The following is a 17,040-nucleotide window of genomic DNA, read 5'->3' as shown; positions in this document are numbered from 1 at the left end:
TTCGCCACCTCGATCTTTGTTCCGTGGTAAGGAAAGTCGGTTCGTCACACGCGGGCGAGGGAGTTGATCAGCTTCTCCACCGCCCTGGTCACCGACGCCGAGCCGACCTCGGCGTGGTCGACGCGCAGGTCCGGTACCGCGGTGGCCAGGTCGTGCTCGTGCTCCCGGCGGGCCCGTCCGCCGCCGGTGACGTTGAGCAGCACCTTGGCCGACCTCGGCGTCGTCCCGGCGAGCACGGAGTCGCGCAGGCAGGCCAGCGCGACCGCGGCGGCCGGCTCGATGTCGATGCCCTCCAGGTCGCGGAACACCGCGGCGGCGGCACGCGCCGAGCGGGCGTCGGCCACCAGCACCTCGCCGCGGCTCTCGGTCAGGCAGTCGCGCAGCCCGCCGCGCACGGCGTAGGGCGGCCGCCGGTTGGTCAGCTCGTCGGCGTAGACCGCGTCGATCAGCGCCCGGTCCTCGGGCGGGGTCGGGCCGGCGTGCCACGCGGCGCGCACCGGGCTGAACTCCGCGTTCTGGCACAGCATGAGCCGCGGTGGCGGACCCGCCCGGCCGGCGCGGGCGAGGCGCTGCGCGGCCTCGTGCACCGCGATGGCGCCGGCTCCGCTGCCGATGCCCTGGAAGTAGAACTCGGGCAGGTCGGACATCGCCTCGACGGCGTTGTACAGCACGGTCGCCAAGCCGTCCCGCCGACCGACGTTGCGGGTCCCGCCCTCCAGCGGCAGCCCGTGCTCCCGGGCGATCGAGTCGCCGAACGCGATGGCGTCGGAGTAGGTCGCCCGGTCCAGCGCGATCAGGCGGACGCACGGGTGCGGCGGCTCGGCGAACCGCAGCTTCGCCAGACCGCTCGCCGGAACCACCAGCACGCACCCGATCTCGTGCTTGGAGCACAGCTCGGCGAAGGCCGCGGCGGTGTTGCCGGCCGACGCGATCACCAGCGGTGCGCTCGACGTCGGGCAGCGGCCGAGGACGGTGAACGCCTCCAGTTCCTTGAAGGTCGCGGTGGTCAGCCGGGCGTCGCGCTCCGGCCAGTACCCGTTGAACGCGATCCACAGATCGTCCATGCCGAGGTGCCGGGCCACGCCGGTGGTGCTCCGGTAGGTGACCGTCGCGCCCGCGTCCGGCAGCGTCCTGCTGATGGGCAGCCAGTTCCGGTACCGGAACAGGCCCCGCTCGGTCGCCCGCGGGACCAGTGCGGTCGCGCGGTACTCGGTGTGCAGCAACGAGGGTTCGTGCTGTGCGGGGCAGTCGAGCAGCAGGCCGTCGTCGGGTTGGCGGCGGCCGCAGACCCGGCACGACAGCAGGTAGTGCCCGTCGGGCGGGCGGCTTGCGGACATGCGATTCCTCCGGCGTCACGTGCCGGCGGCGGTGACCGACCTGCCGGGTCCGACTATGTGGTGCTCGGCGTCGTTCCAGAACGCGGTCCACTCGTCCCGCATGACCAGGAAGTGGTGCAGGTCGAGCAGGCGGCCGCGGAAGTAGCGGTGCCCCGGGAAGATCCCGATGGGCTTCTGGTCGTCGTCGCCGGCGCCCCGCACGTAGGCGAAGCTCTCCTCGGTGGTGCGGCACAGGATGCGGTCCACGTCGTACGCCGCGAAGGCGTAGTTGACCACAAGGTACAGCGCTTCGCCGGACACCCCGTGGCGGCTCTTGTCCTTCTCGACGTACACCGCGAGCCGGACGTGCCCGGCCTGGCCGAGCTCGCGCAGCGTGGCGTACCCGATGACCTCGCCGGAGCCGCGCCGCTGGATCCGGAACAGCGCGGCCGAGTTGTCGAAGAACTGCCCGGCCACCCGGGCGGGCGGGGGCAGGTTCTCCACTCCGACCCGGAGCAGGAGCTGGTAGAAGAGCAGGCCGTCGGCGGCGACTCCGGGACGGAGTTCGACCCTTCTGGCTCGCACGTGGGGAAAGAGCGACATGGGTCCCCCTCCGTATTCGCGGTTCTGAGGCGGACGGGGGTGGCCGGACCCCGGTGGATCGCCAGCGTACCCGAGCCGGCCGGGCCGGCAAGCGGCCCGAGTCCGGCGGCGGAAACCGTTGCGAGCCAACCTGATTCGTTTGTTGACCGGGGTCGGCCGCGCTGCCTACTGTCAGCCGGGGTGCCGCTTGCCCGCCCGCTGGTGGAGCACCGCCGGACGTGAGTCGTGCCGAAGGCGCACTCCGTTCCGCGCGAACGGGCAAGGCGAGGACCATCCCCGCGATCTCGCATTCTGAACGTGTCGACGCCGTCTCGGCCGCACGGAAGAAGTGAAGGAGCCACTGAAGACATGTCTGACAACAATCTCGCCGCGAAGGTCGACCTGACGCTCGTCGACGAGGTCGAGGAGATGGTGCGCAACACCGCCCAGCTGATCTGCGCCGAGCAGCCGGACGTGCCGGAGCCGCAGTCGCTGATGGACCTCGACTCGTTCTCGATGGTGCAGATCCTGTTGGAACTGGAGAACACCACCGGGATGCAGCTGCTGGAGCGCTTCGAGAACTTCCGGGAGGGCGAGACCTTCCGGGACCTGGCCGCGTTCGTCGTCACGCTGGCCGCGGAGGACGACGCGGCCGCCGCGGCGGGCGAGCAGCCCGACACCCCGGCGGGAGCGCAGGACCCAGCCCGGAACTGACGCCGCGGCCCGCCCGGCCGGTGATCCGTTGCCCGCAACCGTTCGCGGGCCCGGTGACCGGGCGGGCCGGGTGCCGGGCGCCGCTGTCCCGCCGGCGAGACGACGTCCGCCGGCGGCGGATCCGGTGTCCGGCGGGCGGGCTGCGGGGCCGCGATCGGTGGCCCTGGTACCTTTCCGGGCCCGGCCCGGCCCCGGTTCGGGTGAACCCGGCCCCGCCGCGGATCGCGGTCCCGTTCCGCGCGCACCGCGCGATCTGTTGGTACGCCTGCCCGAGCAGCTCCCACCGAGAACGCCGGGGTTCGCACCGCGACCTGCCCCGCCGAGATCACCTCGTTGCCTCGGCTCACGAACTGATGGAGCATGGAGTCATGACCGAAACGTCCCGTCCTGCACCGGTAGGACTCGCTTCGGAGGAGTACGCCGTCCTCTCCCCGCGCCACCGCGTCGATCGCCGGTTCATCCTCTGGCGCACGCTGAACGCGCTGTTCTGGGGGTTGGGCGTGGTGGGCGTTCTGGTCACGTTGTACGCGCTGTTCGACTCCATCCGGACGTGGCTGCTGCCGATCATCCTGGTCGTCGGCGCGATCTACCTGGTGAACCTCGCCGTCATGCCGACCTGGCGCTACCTGGTGCACCGCTGGGAAACCTCGGACGAAGCGGTCTACGTGCTCCAGGGCTGGCTCACCAGGGAATGGCGGATCATCCCGATCTCGCGCATCCAGCGGATCGACACCGAGCGCGGTCCGCTCCAGCAGGTGCTCGGCCTCGCCACGGTCAAGGTGGTCACCGCGTCCAGCGAGGGCGGCATCACCATCGAAGGACTGGACGTCCGGGTCGCCGAGGACACCGTGCGCCACCTCAACAAGATCACCCAGGCCACGCCGGGGGACGCGACGTGACCGCCGGGAACTCCACCTCCGACACGACTTCCGACGCGACCGGCCCGACCGCCGACCCGACTTCCGAGGTGACCGCCGAAGCGGCCGTCGACCGCGCCGACGCGCTCGAAGCCGGTGCGGGCGAGCCGGATCCCGGCCCCGGCAGCCACCCGGAGATCGCCTGGGAACGGCTCAGCGTCCGCATGGTGTGGGTCAACCTCGTCCGGCTGGTCCTGTCGATCGTCCCGGGCGTGCTGGCCACGGTCGTGCTGAACACCCCGGCCGGTCCGGTGTGGCCGCTGCTCATCGCCAGCGCCATCGGCGTCTTCGCCACGGTGCTGGCCTTCCTGCGCTTCCTGGTGACCCGGTACCGCGTCACCGGCGACCGCGTCGAGCGCAAGTCCGGCTGGCTGGTGCGCCAGTACCGCTACGTCCCCCGCGACCGCATCCGGAGCGTGGACAGCAGCGTGCGGCTGCGGCACCGGCTGGCCGGGGTCCGGGTCGTGCACATCGGGTCGGGGGAGTCGCGCTCGTCGTTCAAGCTCGACGCGCTCACCATCCCCACCGCCGAAGCGCTGCGCCGGCAGCTGATGCCGGACGGGGCCGACGAACCGGCACCGCGGCCCGTGGCGGAGGAGGAGCCCGGGCAGGCGGCGGAGCAGTCGGCTGTCGAGCCGGAGCCCGGACCGCCTGAAGAGGTCCTCGCCCGGTTCCGCAAGCCGTGGGTGCTGTACGAGATGTTCAGCGTGTGGGCCATCTTCGCGTTCGGCGCGCCGGTCTTCGGCCTGTACTGGACCCTCCAACCCTTCGGCGTCGACCTGCTGGAGATCGTCCAGGGCCTGGTCGACTACGAGCGGCGCGGGTTCTGGTGGTCGCTCGCCCTGTGCTGCGCGGTCGCCTACCCGTTGGGCGTCGTCGTCCTCGGGCTCGGTTTCGTGATGGCCAACTGGGACTTCGCGCTCGTCCGCACCGCGACCAAGGGCCGCCCGGCGCTGCTCACCCGGCGCGGTTTGCTCAGCACCCGCACGGTGTACCGCGACGAGACGCGCATCCGCGGCCTCCACTTCAAGGAACCGCTGTTGTGGCGCTGGCTCGGCCTCACCCGGACGAGCGTGGTCACCACCGGCCTGAAGGGCGGCTCCGACGAGAACGGGGCGGCCGGCATCCTGCCCCGCGTGCGGCTGTGGGAAGCCCGCGAGGTGGCCGCCAAGGTGCTCACCGGCGAACCGAGCCCGATGGAGGCGCCGCTGGCGCGCCACCCGCGCGGTGCGCTGACCCGGCGCCTGATCTGGGCCACCTACGGCCCGGCCGCCCTCGCGGGCGTGCTGTTCTGGCTGGGGGCGACCGACGCGCTGCCGGACTGGGCCTGGTGGATCGGGGTCGCGCTCTGGCCGGTGGCCCTGCTCGCCGCCGCGTTCGCGTACCTGGCGCTCGGCCACGCGCTCAGCGGCTCCTACCTGGTGGTCCGCCGGGGGGCGTTCACCCGCTCCACGGTCGCGCTGCAGAACCGCGCGGTGATCGGCTGGACCCTGCGCCAGTCGATCTTCCAGCGGATGGGCCGCCGGGTGACGGTGCAGATCCCCACCCCGGCGGGAGAACGGCACTACGTGCTGCCCGACGCCGGCACCCGCCAGGCGCTCGCGTTCGTCGCGGCCGCGACCCCGGACCTGGCGAGCCAGTTCATCACGCCGACCGGGCGGGCAGGCGAGCGCACGCGGAGCCGGTAGCGCCCGGCCGCGCACGTCCGCCTCCGGCACCGGAGCCGACCGGGGAATTCCGGTCGGGTTCCGGTGCCGGCTCATTTCCGGCCGGTTCTTCCGCCGCGCTCCGAGCACCGCGGACCGGAATTCACCGACCACCGGCAAAGCCCGGCGCAATCCGGCACACCGCCCGCGTGGTGCGGTAGTCTGCAATCACAGCTAAACGGCGCAGCGGTCGCCGGTCGACTTCCGGCACGCCTGTCGCAATCCGGACGGGCGCACTGCCCGGCAGGTGCGAACGCACTGTTTTCCCGGAGAGCAGCCACTCGCCAGTCGGCGAACCACTGACCCAGCAATTTTACTCTCAAAGAGCGGCAATCGCACTCTTTTGGTTTAATAGGTTGGGGACCCAAATGCGTCACACGAAACTCACGGACACGTTCTCGGTGAGCGAGATCGGCCTGGGCTGCAGTTCGATGTCGCACGGCTACGGGCCGAAGGAGCGCGACGACGAGGAGTCGGTCCGGGTGATCCACCGCGCGGTGGAGCTCGGGATCGACATCTTCGACACCGCGGACGCCTACGGCCCGTTCAGCAACGAACGGCTGCTCGGCCGCGCGCTGGCCGCGCACTCGGGCGAGGTGCGGATCGCGACCAAGTGCGGCCTGGTGGCCCGGCCCGACGGCAAGTTCGGCCGCGACGGCAGACCGGAGTACCTGCGGTCGGCCTGCGAGGGCTCGCTGCGCCGGCTCGGGGTCGAGGCCATCGACCTGTACCAGCTGCACCGGGTGGATCCCGCCGTGCCGCTGGCCGAGTCGTGGGGCGCGCTGGGCGAGCTGGTCACCGAGGGCAAGGTGCGCCGGCTCGGCATCTCCCACGCCACCTGCGAGGAACTGGAGCAGATCCACGCGATCTTCCCGATCACGGCCGTGCAGTACGAGTTCTCGGTCTGGGCGACGCACAGCCTCGACGACATCCTGCCGTGGTCGCAGAAGCACGGCGTGGGCTTCCTCGCCTTCGCGCCGATCGGCCGCGGGTACCTGTCCGGGCGGCTCGACCACGAGCAGCTCCAGGCGGAGGACTCCCGTCAGCGGGACCCGCGGTTCGCCTCGGAGGCGATGCGCACCAACCAGGCCATCGTGCGGGGCCTGCACCGGATCGCCGCCCGCCACGACGCCACCCCGGCCCAGGTGGCGATCGCCTGGACGCTGACCCAGGGCGACAACGTGGTGCCGATCCCGGGCACCCGGCACGTGCGCTGGCTGGAGGAGAACGCGGCGGCCGCGGACCTCCAGCTGACCGAGGAGGACCTGAAGGAGATCGACGCCCTGCCCGCGGCCACCGGCGAGATGAGCTGGGACCGGACCCGGTTCGCCACCGAGCTCCCGGAGGAGGCGGTGGGCTGACTCCCGTCCCGCCAGCGGGACCGGCGGACACCTCGGAAATCGCCCGCCGGGTTCGGTGCTCCCGGGCCGGCCGGGGCAATACACTCGGCACCGACGCCGAATACCCGCGTCCACTGCTCGGGTGGCACTCGACGGAAATCCCGGAACCAGTGCCGAAATCGGTCCGGCCCATTCTTCGCACCGGGCGGTCCGGGACGTCGGACGCTGTTCGTGCGGCCGGTGGCGGCAATTGGAAGGTCTAAAGGAGAACCCGTGGGCAAATCGGCGGCGAAACAACTCATCACCGTGCTCGGCGCGTCCGGGCTGGTCGGCACCGCCGTCACCCGCGAACTGGCGGACCGGCCGGTCCGGCTGCGGCTCGTCGGCCGCCGGGCCACGGCGGTGCCGCGGGGCGCCCTGGCGGAGATCGACGTCCGCCAGGTCGACCTGCGGGAGCCCGGCGCGGTGGCCGCGGCGGTCGACGGCGCCGACGTGGTGATCCACCTCGTGGCGCAGATCTCCGGTGCCAGCACGTGGCGGGTGGCGGCCACCGACCCGGTCGCCGAGCGGGTCAACGTCGGCCTGGTCCACGACATCGTCGAGGCGCTGCGCCGGCAGCGGCCCGAGAAGCCGCCGCTGGTGCTGCTGGCCGGGTCGATGTCGCAGGTCGGCCGCGCCACCTCGGCCCGCATCGACGGCAGCGAGCCGGACCGGCCGCTGACCACCTACGACCTCCAGAAGATGGCCGCCGAGCGGGCGATCACGGCCGCCGACGCGGAGGGCGTGCTGCGCGGCGCCACCTTGCGGCTGGCCACCCTCTACTCCGGTGGCCTGGACGCCACCGACCTGGACCGCGGGGTGGTCTCGGCGATGATGCGCCGGGCGTTCGCCGGACAGCCGCTGACCATGTGGCACGACGGCACGGTCAACCGCGACCTGCTCTGCGTCGACGACGCGGCGCGGGCCTTCGTCGCCGCGCTGGACGCGCCCGAGGCGGTGACCGGCGGGTCGTGGCTGATCGGCACCAGCGTGGCGACCAGCATCGCGGAGCTGTTCACCACGATCTCGAAGGTGGTCGCCGCCACCACCGGCGACCAGCCGGTCCCGGTGCTCTCGGTGCCGCCGGCCGAGCACTCGGTGCCGACGGACCTGCTGGACTTCGTGGTGGACCCGTCCGCGTTCCGGCGCGCCACCGGCTGGGTGCCGCGGGTCGCGCTGCTCGACGGCCTGGACCGGCTGGCCACCGCCTTCGCCCGGGACTCCGCGCCCGGCGCGGACTGAGGGAGGACGACCCGTGCGGATCCTGCTCGCGCTCAACCCCGAGAAGACCATCTTCCAGTACCTGGTGCCGCTGATGTGGGCGGCGCGGACCGCCGGGCACGAGGTCCGGGTGGCCAGCCAGCCGGCCTTCGCCGGGGTGATCACCCAGGCCGGGCTGACCGCCGTGCCGCTGGGCAACGACCGCAACCCGTGGCGCATCACGGCGGGCGACGCGGCGAAGGTCGAGTCGATGCGCGCCGGCATCATGGCGCCCTACGACGCGTTCGACACCCCGGAGCACGCCACCTGGGAGTACCTCAGGCCCGGGATGGCCGGTGCGGTCGAGGGCTGGCACCGGGTGAGCAACTTCCCGATCATCGCCGACCTGGTGGCGTTCTGCCGGTCGTGGCAGCCGGACCTGGTGCTCTGGGAGCCGCTGTCGTTCGCCGCCGCCATCGCCGCGAAGGCGTGCGGCGCCGCCCACGCCAGGATCCTCAACGGCATCGACGTCTACGGCGGCGTGCGCCAGCTGTACCGGCGGCTCAAGGAACAACAGCCGCCGGAGGACCGGGCCGACCCGATCGCCGACTGGTTCGCCGGTTATGGCCGCAAGTACGGGTTCGAGTTCTCCGAGGACATGTTCACCGGGAACTTCACGATCGACCAGTTCCCGAAGAGCCTCCAGGTGGAGGCGGACCTCGACTACGTCCGCACGCGGTACGTGCCCTACGGCGGACCGGCCGTCGTCCCGAAGTGGTTGTGGGACAAGCCCGCGAAGCCCCGCGTGGGGTTCACCATGGGCTTGAGCGCGACGGAGATCTTCGCCGGCTACAACATCCCGTTCAGCGAGGTGCTGGCCTCCTTGGCGGAGCTGGACATCGAGGTCGTCGCGACGGTCGCCGAGGCCGAGCAGCCCAAGCTCGGCAGGCTCCCGGACAACGTCCGGCTGGTGTCCTACGTGCCGTGGCACGCCCTCGCGCCGACGTGCTCGGCGATCGTCCACCACGCGGGCGCGGCCACGCTGGCGACCACGGCGCTGCACGCGGTTCCCCAGCTCTCCCTGCACTACCACTACGACCAGCCGATCCTGGCGAAGCTGCTCGCCGAGCAGGGTGCCGGGCTGGAGATCCACACCAGCGAGGCCACCGGGCAGGCCGTGCGCGACGCGGTCGGCCGCCTGCTGGCCGAGCCCCGCTTCCGCGAGCGCGCCGTGGTGCTGCGCGAGGAGATCGAGACCTCGCCCACGCCCAACGAGCTGGTGCCCGTCCTGGAAGACCTCACCGCGAAGCACCGCGCCCGCTGACCCGGTCGGAAAGGACGAGACGATGCGTGTCCTGCTCGCCGCGAACCCGGACAAGAGCATGTTCCTGTCCCTGGTGCCGCTGGCCTGGGCGTTGCACACGGCGGGGCACGAGGTCCGGGTGGCCGGCCAGCCGCACTTCGCCGCCACCATCACGCAGGCCGGGCTGACCGCGGTGCCCGTCGGCCGGGACCGGGACCTGTTCCAGGTGCTGCGGCACACCGGGGTGTCCGAGGAGATGATGGAGGAGACCCGGGTCGGCCTGCCCACCCCCTACGACTGCGTGGTGCCCGGCGGCGAGGACATCGGCTGGGAGGAGTTCCGGGACGGGTACGCGCTGCGCGTGACCCACTGGCACCGGCTCGACAACTTCCCGATCATCACCGGCCTGGTGGAGTTCGCCCGCGCGTGGAAACCCGACCTGGTCATCTGGGAGGCGCTGACCTACGCCGGGGCGATCGCGGCCAAGGCGTGCGGCGCCGCGCACGCGCGCCTGCTGTGGAGCATCGACGTCTTCGGCGCGACCCGTGAGCTGTTCCTCAAGCGCAAGGCCGCGCAGCCGGTGGGGGAGCAGGCCGACCCGCCCCGGGAGTGGCTGGACGGCTACGCCCGCCGCTACGGCTTCGAGTTCTCCGAGGACATGGTCACCGGGCAGTTCACCCTCGACCCGCTGCCCGCTTCGCTGCGGGTGGCAGCCGACCTGCACTACGTCCCGATGCGGTACATCCCCTACGGCGGCCCGGCCACCGTGCCGGACTGGCTGCGGGTACCGCCCGAACGGCCGAGGGTCGCGCTCACCCTCGGCACCACCGCCACCGAGCGGTTCGGCGGCTACGCCGTGCGGACGCAGGACGTCCTCGACGCGCTGGCCGACCTCGACGTCGAGGTCGTCGCCACGATCGCCGAGTCTGAGCAGCGCAAGCTCACCCGCGTCCCGGACAACACGCGGGTCGTCTCGTACGTGCCCCTGCACGCGCTCGTGCCCACGTGCGCCGCGGTGATCAACCACGCCGGCCCCGGCACGTTCCTCACCACCGCGGTGCACGGCGTTCCCCAGCTCACCGTGCCGTGGGACTTCGACGAGCCCGAACTGGCGCGGCGGGCGGCCCGGCAGGGAGCCTCGCTGATGATCCGCGCCGACCAGGCCACCGGCCCGGCGATCCGTGCCGGGCTGCTCCGCGTCCTGGGCGAGCCGTCGTTCCGCGCGCGGGCCGAGCGGCTGCGCGACGACATCCGCGCGCTGCCCAGCCCCAACGAGCTGGTGCCCCGGCTCGAACAGCTCACGGCCGACTACCGGATCGGGGGGTGAGGTCGGTGCGAGTCCTGTTCACGACCTATCCGGAGAAGACCATCTTCCTGGCGATGGTGCCGCTGGCCTGGGCGCTGCGCACGGCGGGGCACGAGGTGCGGTTCGCCTGCCACCCCACCTTCGCCGACGTGGTCACCCAGGCCGGGCTGACCGCGGTGCCGGTGGGTCGCGGCCACGGCGGCTGGCGTCGCATGGTGGACCTCGACCCCGAGGGCACCGAGGAGGGCCGCGCCGGGATGCCGTCGCCGTACGACACCGCGGCGCTGGGGCCCGAGCACCACGACTACGACACGATGAAGGCCGGGTACGACTACGTCCTCAACGCGTGGCACCGGCTCGACAACTTCCCGATCGCCGCCGGGCTGGTGGAGTTCGCCCAGGCGTGGAAACCCGACCTGGTCGTCTGGGAGCCCAACACCTACGCCGGGCCGATCGCGGCGAAGGCGTGCGGTGCCGCGCACGCGCGTCTGCTGTGGAGCATCGACGTGTTCGGCGTGGCCCGCCAGAACTACCTGAGGCTGCACGCCGACCAGCCCGCCGAGAACCGCGCCGACCCGCTCGGCGACTGGCTGGGCAGCTACGGCCGCAAGTACGGCTTCGAGTTCTCCGAGGACATGGTCACCGGCGAGTTCACCATCGACCAGCTGCCCGGTTCGCTGCGGATGGAAGCCGACCTGCACTACCTGCCGATGCGGTACGTGCCCTACAACGGGCGGGCCGCGGCTCCCCGGTGGCTGTGGGAACCGCGCGACCGGCCGCGCGTCGCGCTCACCCTCGGCACCACCGCCACGGAGCGCTTCGGCGGCTACAGCTTCAGCACGCGGGAGACCCTCGACGCGCTCGCCGACCTCGACGTCGAGGTCGTCGCCACGCTCGCCGAGTCGGAGCAGCGCAAGCTCGGCCGGGTCCCGGACAACGCGCGGCTGGTCTCCTACGTGCCGCTCAACGAGCTGGTGCCGACCTGCGCCGCGGTGATCAACCACGCCGGGCCGGGCACGTTCCTCACCACCGCGCTGCACGCCGTCCCGCAGCTCACCGTGCCGTGGGACTTCGACGAGCCGGAGCTGGCCCGCCGGGCGGGGGAGCAGGGGGCCGCGCTGGTGCTCGACGCCGAGCGGGCCACCGGCTCCGCCGTGCGCGACGGCGTGCGCCGGCTGTTGGCGGAGCCGGGGTTCCGCGAGCGCGCCGACGCGCTGCGCGCGGAGATCCACGCCCTGCCCAGCCCGAACGAACTCGTCACGGCGCTGGAAGAACTCGCCGTCCGCTGACCACACCGGGGGAGCACCACGATGCGCGTCCTGTTCGCCGCCAATCCGGAGAAGGCGATCTTCCTGTACCTGGTGCCGATGGCCTGGGCCCTGCGCACGGCCGGGCACGAGGTCCGCTTCGCCAGCCAGCCGAGGTTCGCGGCCACCATCACCCAGGCCGGGCTGACCGCGGTGCCCGTCGGCCGCGACCGCGACCTGCGGATGACCGACTCCGAGGAGGCGTTGCAGGCCGAGCGCCCCGGCATCCCGCCGCCCTACGACGCCTTCGACACCCCGGAGCACGCCACCTGGGAGTACCTCAAGCCCGGGATGGCCGGAGCGGCCGACCAGTGGCACCGGTACGGCAACTTCCCGCTCATCCCGGACCTGGTGGCGTTCGCCCGCTCGTGGCAGCCGGACCTGGTCGTCTGGGAGCCGCTCACCTTCGCCGGGGCGATCGCGGCGAAGGCGTGCGGCGCGGCGCACGCCCGGATGCTGTTCGGCATCGACGTCTTCGGCGGCGTGCGGGAGACCTACCGGACGCTGCGCGACCAGCAGCCGCCGGACGACCGGGCCGACCCGATCGCCGACTGGTTCGCCGGGTACGGCCGCAAGTACGGGTTCGAGTTCTCCGAAGACCTGTTCACCGGGAACTTCACCATCGACCAGTTCCCCAAGAGCCTCCAGGTAGAAGCGGACCTCGACTACGTCCGCACGCGGTACGTGCCCTACGGCGGTCCGGCCGTCGTCCCGAAGTGGCTGTGGGCCGAACCCGCCAAACCCCGCGTGGGGTTCACGATGGGGCTCAGCGCCACCGAGGTCTACGGCTCCTACAACGTCTCGGTGGCCGAGATCCTGGCGAAGCTGGCCGAACTGGACGTCGAGGTCGTCGCCACGGTCGCCGAGGCCGAGCAGGCGAAGCTGGGCGCGCTGCCGGACAACGTCCGCCTGGTGTCCTACGTGCCGTGGCACGCGCTGGCCCCCACCTGCTCGGTGATCGTCCAGCACGGCGGCGCGGCCACCCTGGCGACCACCGCGCTGCACGCGGTCCCGCAGCTCACCGTGCACTACCACTACGACCAGCCGATCCTCGGCAGGCTGCTCACCGAACAGGGCGCCGGGCTGGACCTGCACACCAGCGAGGCCACCGGGGACAAGGTGCGCGACGCCGTGCGGCGGCTGCTCACCGAACCCCGCTTCCGCGAACGCGCCCTCGCGCTGCGCGCGGAGATCGAGACCTCGCCCACCCCCAACGACCTGGTGCCGCAGCTCGAAGCGCTGACCGCCAAGTTCCGCACCCGCTGACCCGCCGGAAGGAAACGAGACCGATGCGCGTCCTCTTCACCTGCCACGCCGAGAGGACCCACTTCCTCATGCTGGCCCCGCTGGCGTGGGCGCTGCGCACCGCGGGCCACGAGGTGCGCTTCGCGGTGCAGCCCAAACTCGTCGACGAGGTGACCAGGGCCGGCTTGACGGCGGTGCCGGTGGGCGGCGACCTCGACCTCTGGACGATCCTGAACCGGGTCGGGATCTGGCTGGGCGGCAAGCAGGCCGGCTGGCCCGCGCCCTACGACGCGGCCGAGTCACGTCCCGAGGACGTCACCTGGGAGCACCTGCACGACGGGTACGCGAACCTCGCAATCCGCTGGCACAAGACGAGCAACGTGCCGATGATCCCGGACCTGGTGGCGTTCGCGCGGGCGTGGAAACCGGACCTGGTGGTCTGGGAACCGCTCACCCAGGCCGGGAGCATCGCCGCGAAGGCGTGCGGCGCGGCGCACGCGCGGCTGCTGGTCGGCGCGGACGTCTACGGCATCACCCGGGACCACTACCTGCGCCTCAAAGGGCAACGGCCGCCGGGCGAGCGGGCCGACCCGCTGGCCGACTGGCTCGGCAGCTACGCGCGCAAGTACGGCGGCGAGTACACCGAGGACATGGCCACCGGCCACTTCACCATCGACTCGCTGCCCCGGTCGTTGAGCGTGGGCGCGAACCTGCACAACGTCCACATGCGACACGTGCAGTACGGCGGCCCGGCGGTGGTGCCGCGCTGGCTCTGGGACGAGCCGGAGCGCCCGCGCGTGGCCATCACCATGGGGCTGACGGTCACCGACCGCACCGACGGGTACCCGTTCAACGTCGCGGAAGTGCTCGACGCGCTGTCCGACCTGGACGTCGAAGTGGTGGGCACGATCACCGACGAGCACAAGGCCAAGCTGCCCGCGATCCCCGACAACGCCCGGCTGGTGCCCTACGTCCCGCTGGCCGCGCTGCTGCCGACCTGCGCGGTGGCCGTCCACCACGCCGGGGTCGGCACCCTGGCCACCACCGCGATGCACGGCGTGCCCCAGCTGACCCTGCCCTGGGACGTCGACCAGCCCGCGCTGTCGAACCGGCTGGTCGCGCAGGGGGCCGGGCTCAGCACCCACGCCACCGCGGCCACCGGCGCGTCCGTGCGCGCGAGCGTCGTGCGGCTGCTGGCCGAGCCCTCGTTCACCGAGCGGGCACGGGCGTTGCGCGCGGAGATGCTCGACCTGCCGACCCCGAACCAGCTCGTCCCGCGACTGGAAGAGCTCACCGCCAAGTACCGAGCCGACGGATGATGCCGATGCGCGTGCTGTTCGCCACCTACCCGGAGAAGACCCACCTGCTGGCGATGGTGCCGCTGGCCTGGGCGCTGCGCACCGCCGGGCACGAGGTCCGGATCGCCTCCGCGCCCGGCTTCGCCGCGGAGATCACCCAGGCCGGGCTGACCGCCGTCCCGGTCGGCTCCGACCGCGGCCTGGACCGGATGCTGAAGCTGGACCACAACTGGATCGTCACGGGACTGGACGGCCTGCCGGTGCCCTACGACACCGCCGACTGGCGGCCGCAGGACGTGACCTGGGAGTACCTGCTGGAGGGCTACCGCCTGCAAGTCGCGCGGTGGCACCGGATGAGCAACGTCCCGCTGGTCGCGGACCTGGTCGAGTACGCCCGCGCCTGGCGGCCCGACCTGGTGGTGTGGGAGCCGACGACCTTCGCCGGGTCGGTCGCCGCGGCGGCCTGCGGCGCGGCGCACGTCCGGCTGCTGTTCAGCGTGGACACCCTCGGCGTGACCCGGGACCACTTCCTGCGGCTGCGGGCGGGCCGGCCGGAGGGCGACCGCGAGGACCCGATGGCCGAGTGGCTGGGCGGGTACGCCGCCAAGTACGGCTTCGAGTTCACCGAGGCCCTGGTCACCGGCCACCACACGATCGACCTGCTGCCGCCGTCCCTGCGGCTGGAAGGCGACCTGAGCTACCTGCCGCTGCGGTACGTGCCCTACGGCGGCGCGGCGGTGGTGCCCGACTGGCTGCGGGAACCGCCCACCCGGCCGAGGGTCGTGCTCACCATGGGGCTGAGCACCGCGTCCTGGGCGGGCTACGCGATGGGGTTCCAGGAGATCCTCGACGGCCTGGCGGACCTCGACATCGAGCTGGTGGTCGCGCTGCCGGCCACCGTGCACGACCAGATCGAGCGGATCCCGGACAACACCCGGCTGGTGTCCTACGTGCCGCTGCACGCGCTGGCCCCCACCTGCTCGGTGATCATCCACCACGCCGGGTTCGGCACCCTGTCCACCGCGGCGCTCAACGGCGTGCCGCAGCTCATCGTGCCGTGGGACGGGGACGGCCCGGCGATGGCCAAGCGGGTCGCCGCGCAGGGCGCCGGCACCGCCGTGCACCCCGGCCAGACCAGCGCGGAGACCATCCGCGACCGGCTCGTGGCGCTGCTCACCGAACCCCGGTACCGGCTGGCGGCCGAGCGGCTGCGGCAGGAGGTGGCCGCCATGCCGTCGCCCAACGACCTGGTGCGCCGGCTCGAACTCACCGTCGGCGGGGGCTGAGGTCGATGCGGATCCTGTTCGTCGCCAACCCGGAGAAGGCCCACCTGCTGACCATGGTGCCGCTGGCCTGGGCCCTGCGCACCGCCGGGCACGAGGTGCTCTTCGCCGGTCAGCCCGCCTTCACCCCGACGATCACCCAGGCGGGGCTCACCGCCGTCCCGGTCGGCCGGGACGTCGACCTCTGGCACCTGATCCCCCGCCACCCCGACCTGCGGGACTGGACGTGGGACCCCGCCTACGGCCTGCCCGCCCCCTACGACGTCGCGGAGGAGCCCGACAAGGCGAGCTGGGAGTACCTGCACCAGGGCTACGTGGACGCGGTGAACGACTGGCACAAACCGGCGTGCTTCCCGATGATCGCGGCGCTGGTGGAGTTCGCCGGGCACTGGAAACCCGACCTGGTGCTGTGGGAGCCGCTGGCGCTGGCCGGGCCCATCGCGGCCAGGGCGTGCGGTGCCGCGCACGCGCGGCTGCTGTGGAGCACCGACGTCTTCGGCGTCACCCGCCGGCACATGGTGCGGGTGAAGGCCGGCCGGCCGGACCCGCTGGGCGACTGGCTGGAGTCCTACGCCCGCCTGCACGACTTCGAGTACGGCGAGGACCTGGCCACCGGCCGGTTCACCATCGACCAGCTGCCCGGCTCGCTGCGGATGGAAGCTGACCTCGACTACGTCCCGGTGCAGTACATCCCCTACGGCGGGCCGGCGGCCGTGCCGGACTGGTTGACCGCACCGCCGCGGCGGCCCCGCGTCGCGCTGACGATGGGGCTCAGCCTCACCGCGCACGAGGCCGGCTACGCGGTCGGCGTGCAGAACGTGCTCGACGACCTGGCCACGCTGGACATCGAGGTGGTGGCCACGCTGTCCGGTGCCGAGCAGAAGAAGCTCACCCGCCTGCCGGACAACGCCCGGATCGTGTCCTACGCCCCGTTGCACGCGCTGGCCCCCACCTGCGCCGCGGTGATCAGCCACGGCGGCTTCGGCACGTTCCTGACCACCGCCCGGCACGGCGTCCCGCAACTGGCGGCACCGTGGGACTTCGACGGTCCGGCCTTCGCCGCCCTCGCCGCCCGGCAGGGCTCGACGCTGGCGATCCGCGCGGACCAGGCGACCGGCCCGGCCGTGCGCGAAGCCGTGCAACGCCTGCTGGCCGAGCCCTCCTTCGGCGAACGCGCCGCGGCGCTGCGCGACGAGATCCACGAGATGCCCACCCCGAACCAGCTCGTGCCGCGGCTCGAAGAGCTCACCGCCGCGCACCGGACCCGGTGACCGGGCGGAAGGGGGCCAGGCCCATGCGAGCGTTCCCGGTGCCGACCCCTCTCCCACTTGTGGACCGGCAGGCGGGGCTGCGCGCACGGCCGGCCACGAGGTGCGTTTCCCGCGCCGGCCCGCCCGCGCCGGCCAGGGCGCCCGCCCCCGGCGGCCGGCTCCGGCAGCGGGGGAGCGCCGCGCCGAGCCCGCCCGACGAGCCCGCCACGGGGC

The 17,040-nt window shown here is 72.7% G+C and carries 14 protein-coding genes; 12 read left to right on the top strand and 2 right to left on the bottom strand.

Annotated features, from left to right (window positions below; all coding sequences use genetic code 11):
* Positions 1 to 44: 44 nt before the first annotated feature.
* Together BN6_RS28320 and BN6_RS28315 are read right to left on the bottom strand one after the other, a co-directional pair.
* On the bottom strand, positions 45 to 1,337 hold the full coding sequence (locus BN6_RS28320; protein WP_015103256.1) for a cysteate synthase: 1,293 nt from the start codon (positions 1,335 to 1,337) through the stop codon (positions 45 to 47).
* Between the two features lie 15 nt (positions 1,338 to 1,352).
* Entirely contained in the window at positions 1,353 to 1,901 is a 549-nt protein-coding gene (locus BN6_RS28315) for a GNAT family N-acetyltransferase (protein WP_041314352.1), read from the bottom strand.
* Positions 1,902 to 2,267: 366 nt separating this feature from the next.
* On the opposite strand from BN6_RS28315, the gene BN6_RS28310 reads away from it, so the two are divergent.
* From BN6_RS28310 to BN6_RS28255, 12 genes are all read left to right on the top strand, one after another.
* Positions 2,268 to 2,612: a hypothetical protein gene (locus BN6_RS28310; RefSeq protein WP_015103254.1), complete on the top strand. Its 345-nt coding sequence runs from the start codon at positions 2,268 to 2,270 to the stop codon at positions 2,610 to 2,612.
* Between the two features lie 368 nt (positions 2,613 to 2,980).
* Positions 2,981 to 3,511 (top strand): PH domain-containing protein, encoded by a 531-nt coding sequence (locus tag BN6_RS28305; RefSeq protein WP_015103253.1) that lies wholly within the window; start codon positions 2,981 to 2,983, stop codon positions 3,509 to 3,511.
* Positions 3,508 to 5,217 (top strand): PH domain-containing protein, encoded by a 1,710-nt coding sequence (locus BN6_RS28300; RefSeq protein WP_015103252.1) that lies wholly within the window; start codon positions 3,508 to 3,510, stop codon positions 5,215 to 5,217. Before BN6_RS28305 ends, BN6_RS28300 begins: the two co-directional genes overlap by 4 nt.
* 386 nt (positions 5,218 to 5,603) lie before the next feature.
* On the top strand, positions 5,604 to 6,596 hold the full coding sequence (locus BN6_RS28295) for an aldo/keto reductase (RefSeq protein ID WP_015103251.1): 993 nt from the start codon (positions 5,604 to 5,606) through the stop codon (positions 6,594 to 6,596).
* Positions 6,597 to 6,848: 252 nt separating this feature from the next.
* The gene (locus BN6_RS28290) at positions 6,849 to 7,856 is read left to right on the top strand and encodes an NAD-dependent epimerase/dehydratase family protein (RefSeq protein ID WP_041314348.1); all 1,008 of its coding nucleotides are present in this window, start codon (positions 6,849 to 6,851) and stop codon (positions 7,854 to 7,856) included.
* A gap of 13 nt (positions 7,857 to 7,869) precedes the next feature.
* The gene (locus BN6_RS28285; protein ID WP_015103249.1) at positions 7,870 to 9,138 is read left to right on the top strand and encodes an activator-dependent family glycosyltransferase; all 1,269 of its coding nucleotides are present in this window, start codon (positions 7,870 to 7,872) and stop codon (positions 9,136 to 9,138) included.
* Positions 9,139 to 9,160: 22 nt separating this feature from the next.
* Positions 9,161 to 10,444: an activator-dependent family glycosyltransferase gene (locus tag BN6_RS28280; RefSeq protein WP_015103248.1), complete on the top strand. Its 1,284-nt coding sequence runs from the start codon at positions 9,161 to 9,163 to the stop codon at positions 10,442 to 10,444.
* 5 nt (positions 10,445 to 10,449) lie between these two features.
* Complete coding sequence (locus BN6_RS28275; protein ID WP_015103247.1) at positions 10,450 to 11,712, top strand: activator-dependent family glycosyltransferase; 1,263 nt, start codon at positions 10,450 to 10,452, stop codon at positions 11,710 to 11,712.
* A gap of 21 nt (positions 11,713 to 11,733) precedes the next feature.
* Positions 11,734 to 12,996, top strand: coding sequence for an activator-dependent family glycosyltransferase (locus tag BN6_RS28270; protein ID WP_015103246.1), 1,263 nt, complete (start codon positions 11,734 to 11,736; stop codon positions 12,994 to 12,996).
* Positions 12,997 to 13,019: 23 nt separating this feature from the next.
* Positions 13,020 to 14,294, top strand: coding sequence for an activator-dependent family glycosyltransferase (locus tag BN6_RS28265; protein WP_015103245.1), 1,275 nt, complete (start codon positions 13,020 to 13,022; stop codon positions 14,292 to 14,294).
* Between the two features lie 5 nt (positions 14,295 to 14,299).
* Entirely contained in the window at positions 14,300 to 15,559 is a 1,260-nt protein-coding gene (locus BN6_RS28260; protein ID WP_015103244.1) for an activator-dependent family glycosyltransferase, read from the top strand.
* A gap of 5 nt (positions 15,560 to 15,564) precedes the next feature.
* On the top strand, positions 15,565 to 16,827 hold the full coding sequence (locus BN6_RS28255) for an activator-dependent family glycosyltransferase (protein WP_015103243.1): 1,263 nt from the start codon (positions 15,565 to 15,567) through the stop codon (positions 16,825 to 16,827).
* Positions 16,828 to 17,040 lie beyond the last annotated feature (213 nt).

The organism is Saccharothrix espanaensis DSM 44229, assembly GCF_000328705.1.
In the GTDB taxonomy this organism is placed as follows: Bacteria; Actinomycetota; Actinomycetes; order Mycobacteriales; family Pseudonocardiaceae; genus Actinosynnema; species Actinosynnema espanaense.
Note: the sequence above shows the minus strand (reverse complement) of the source record. Positions and strands in the feature narration are given on the sequence as shown.

What these genes read in the sequence shown, in the direction of transcription:
- BN6_RS28295 (WP_015103251.1), top strand. Translation starts at nt 5,604, where the DNA reads ATGCGTCACACGAAACTCACGGACACGTTCTCGGTGAGCGAGATCGGC.
- BN6_RS28320 (WP_015103256.1), bottom strand. Translation starts at nt 1,337, where the DNA reads ATGTCCGCAAGCCGCCCGCCCGACGGGCACTACCTGCTGTCGTGCCGG.
- BN6_RS28270 (WP_015103246.1), top strand. Translation starts at nt 11,734, where the DNA reads ATGCGCGTCCTGTTCGCCGCCAATCCGGAGAAGGCGATCTTCCTGTAC.
- BN6_RS28305 (WP_015103253.1), top strand. Translation starts at nt 2,981, where the DNA reads ATGACCGAAACGTCCCGTCCTGCACCGGTAGGACTCGCTTCGGAGGAG.
- BN6_RS28255 (WP_015103243.1), top strand. Translation starts at nt 15,565, where the DNA reads ATGCGGATCCTGTTCGTCGCCAACCCGGAGAAGGCCCACCTGCTGACC.
- BN6_RS28310 (WP_015103254.1), top strand. Translation starts at nt 2,268, where the DNA reads ATGTCTGACAACAATCTCGCCGCGAAGGTCGACCTGACGCTCGTCGAC.
- BN6_RS28260 (WP_015103244.1), top strand. Translation starts at nt 14,300, where the DNA reads ATGCGCGTGCTGTTCGCCACCTACCCGGAGAAGACCCACCTGCTGGCG.
- BN6_RS28280 (WP_015103248.1), top strand. Translation starts at nt 9,161, where the DNA reads ATGCGTGTCCTGCTCGCCGCGAACCCGGACAAGAGCATGTTCCTGTCC.
- BN6_RS28265 (WP_015103245.1), top strand. Translation starts at nt 13,020, where the DNA reads ATGCGCGTCCTCTTCACCTGCCACGCCGAGAGGACCCACTTCCTCATG.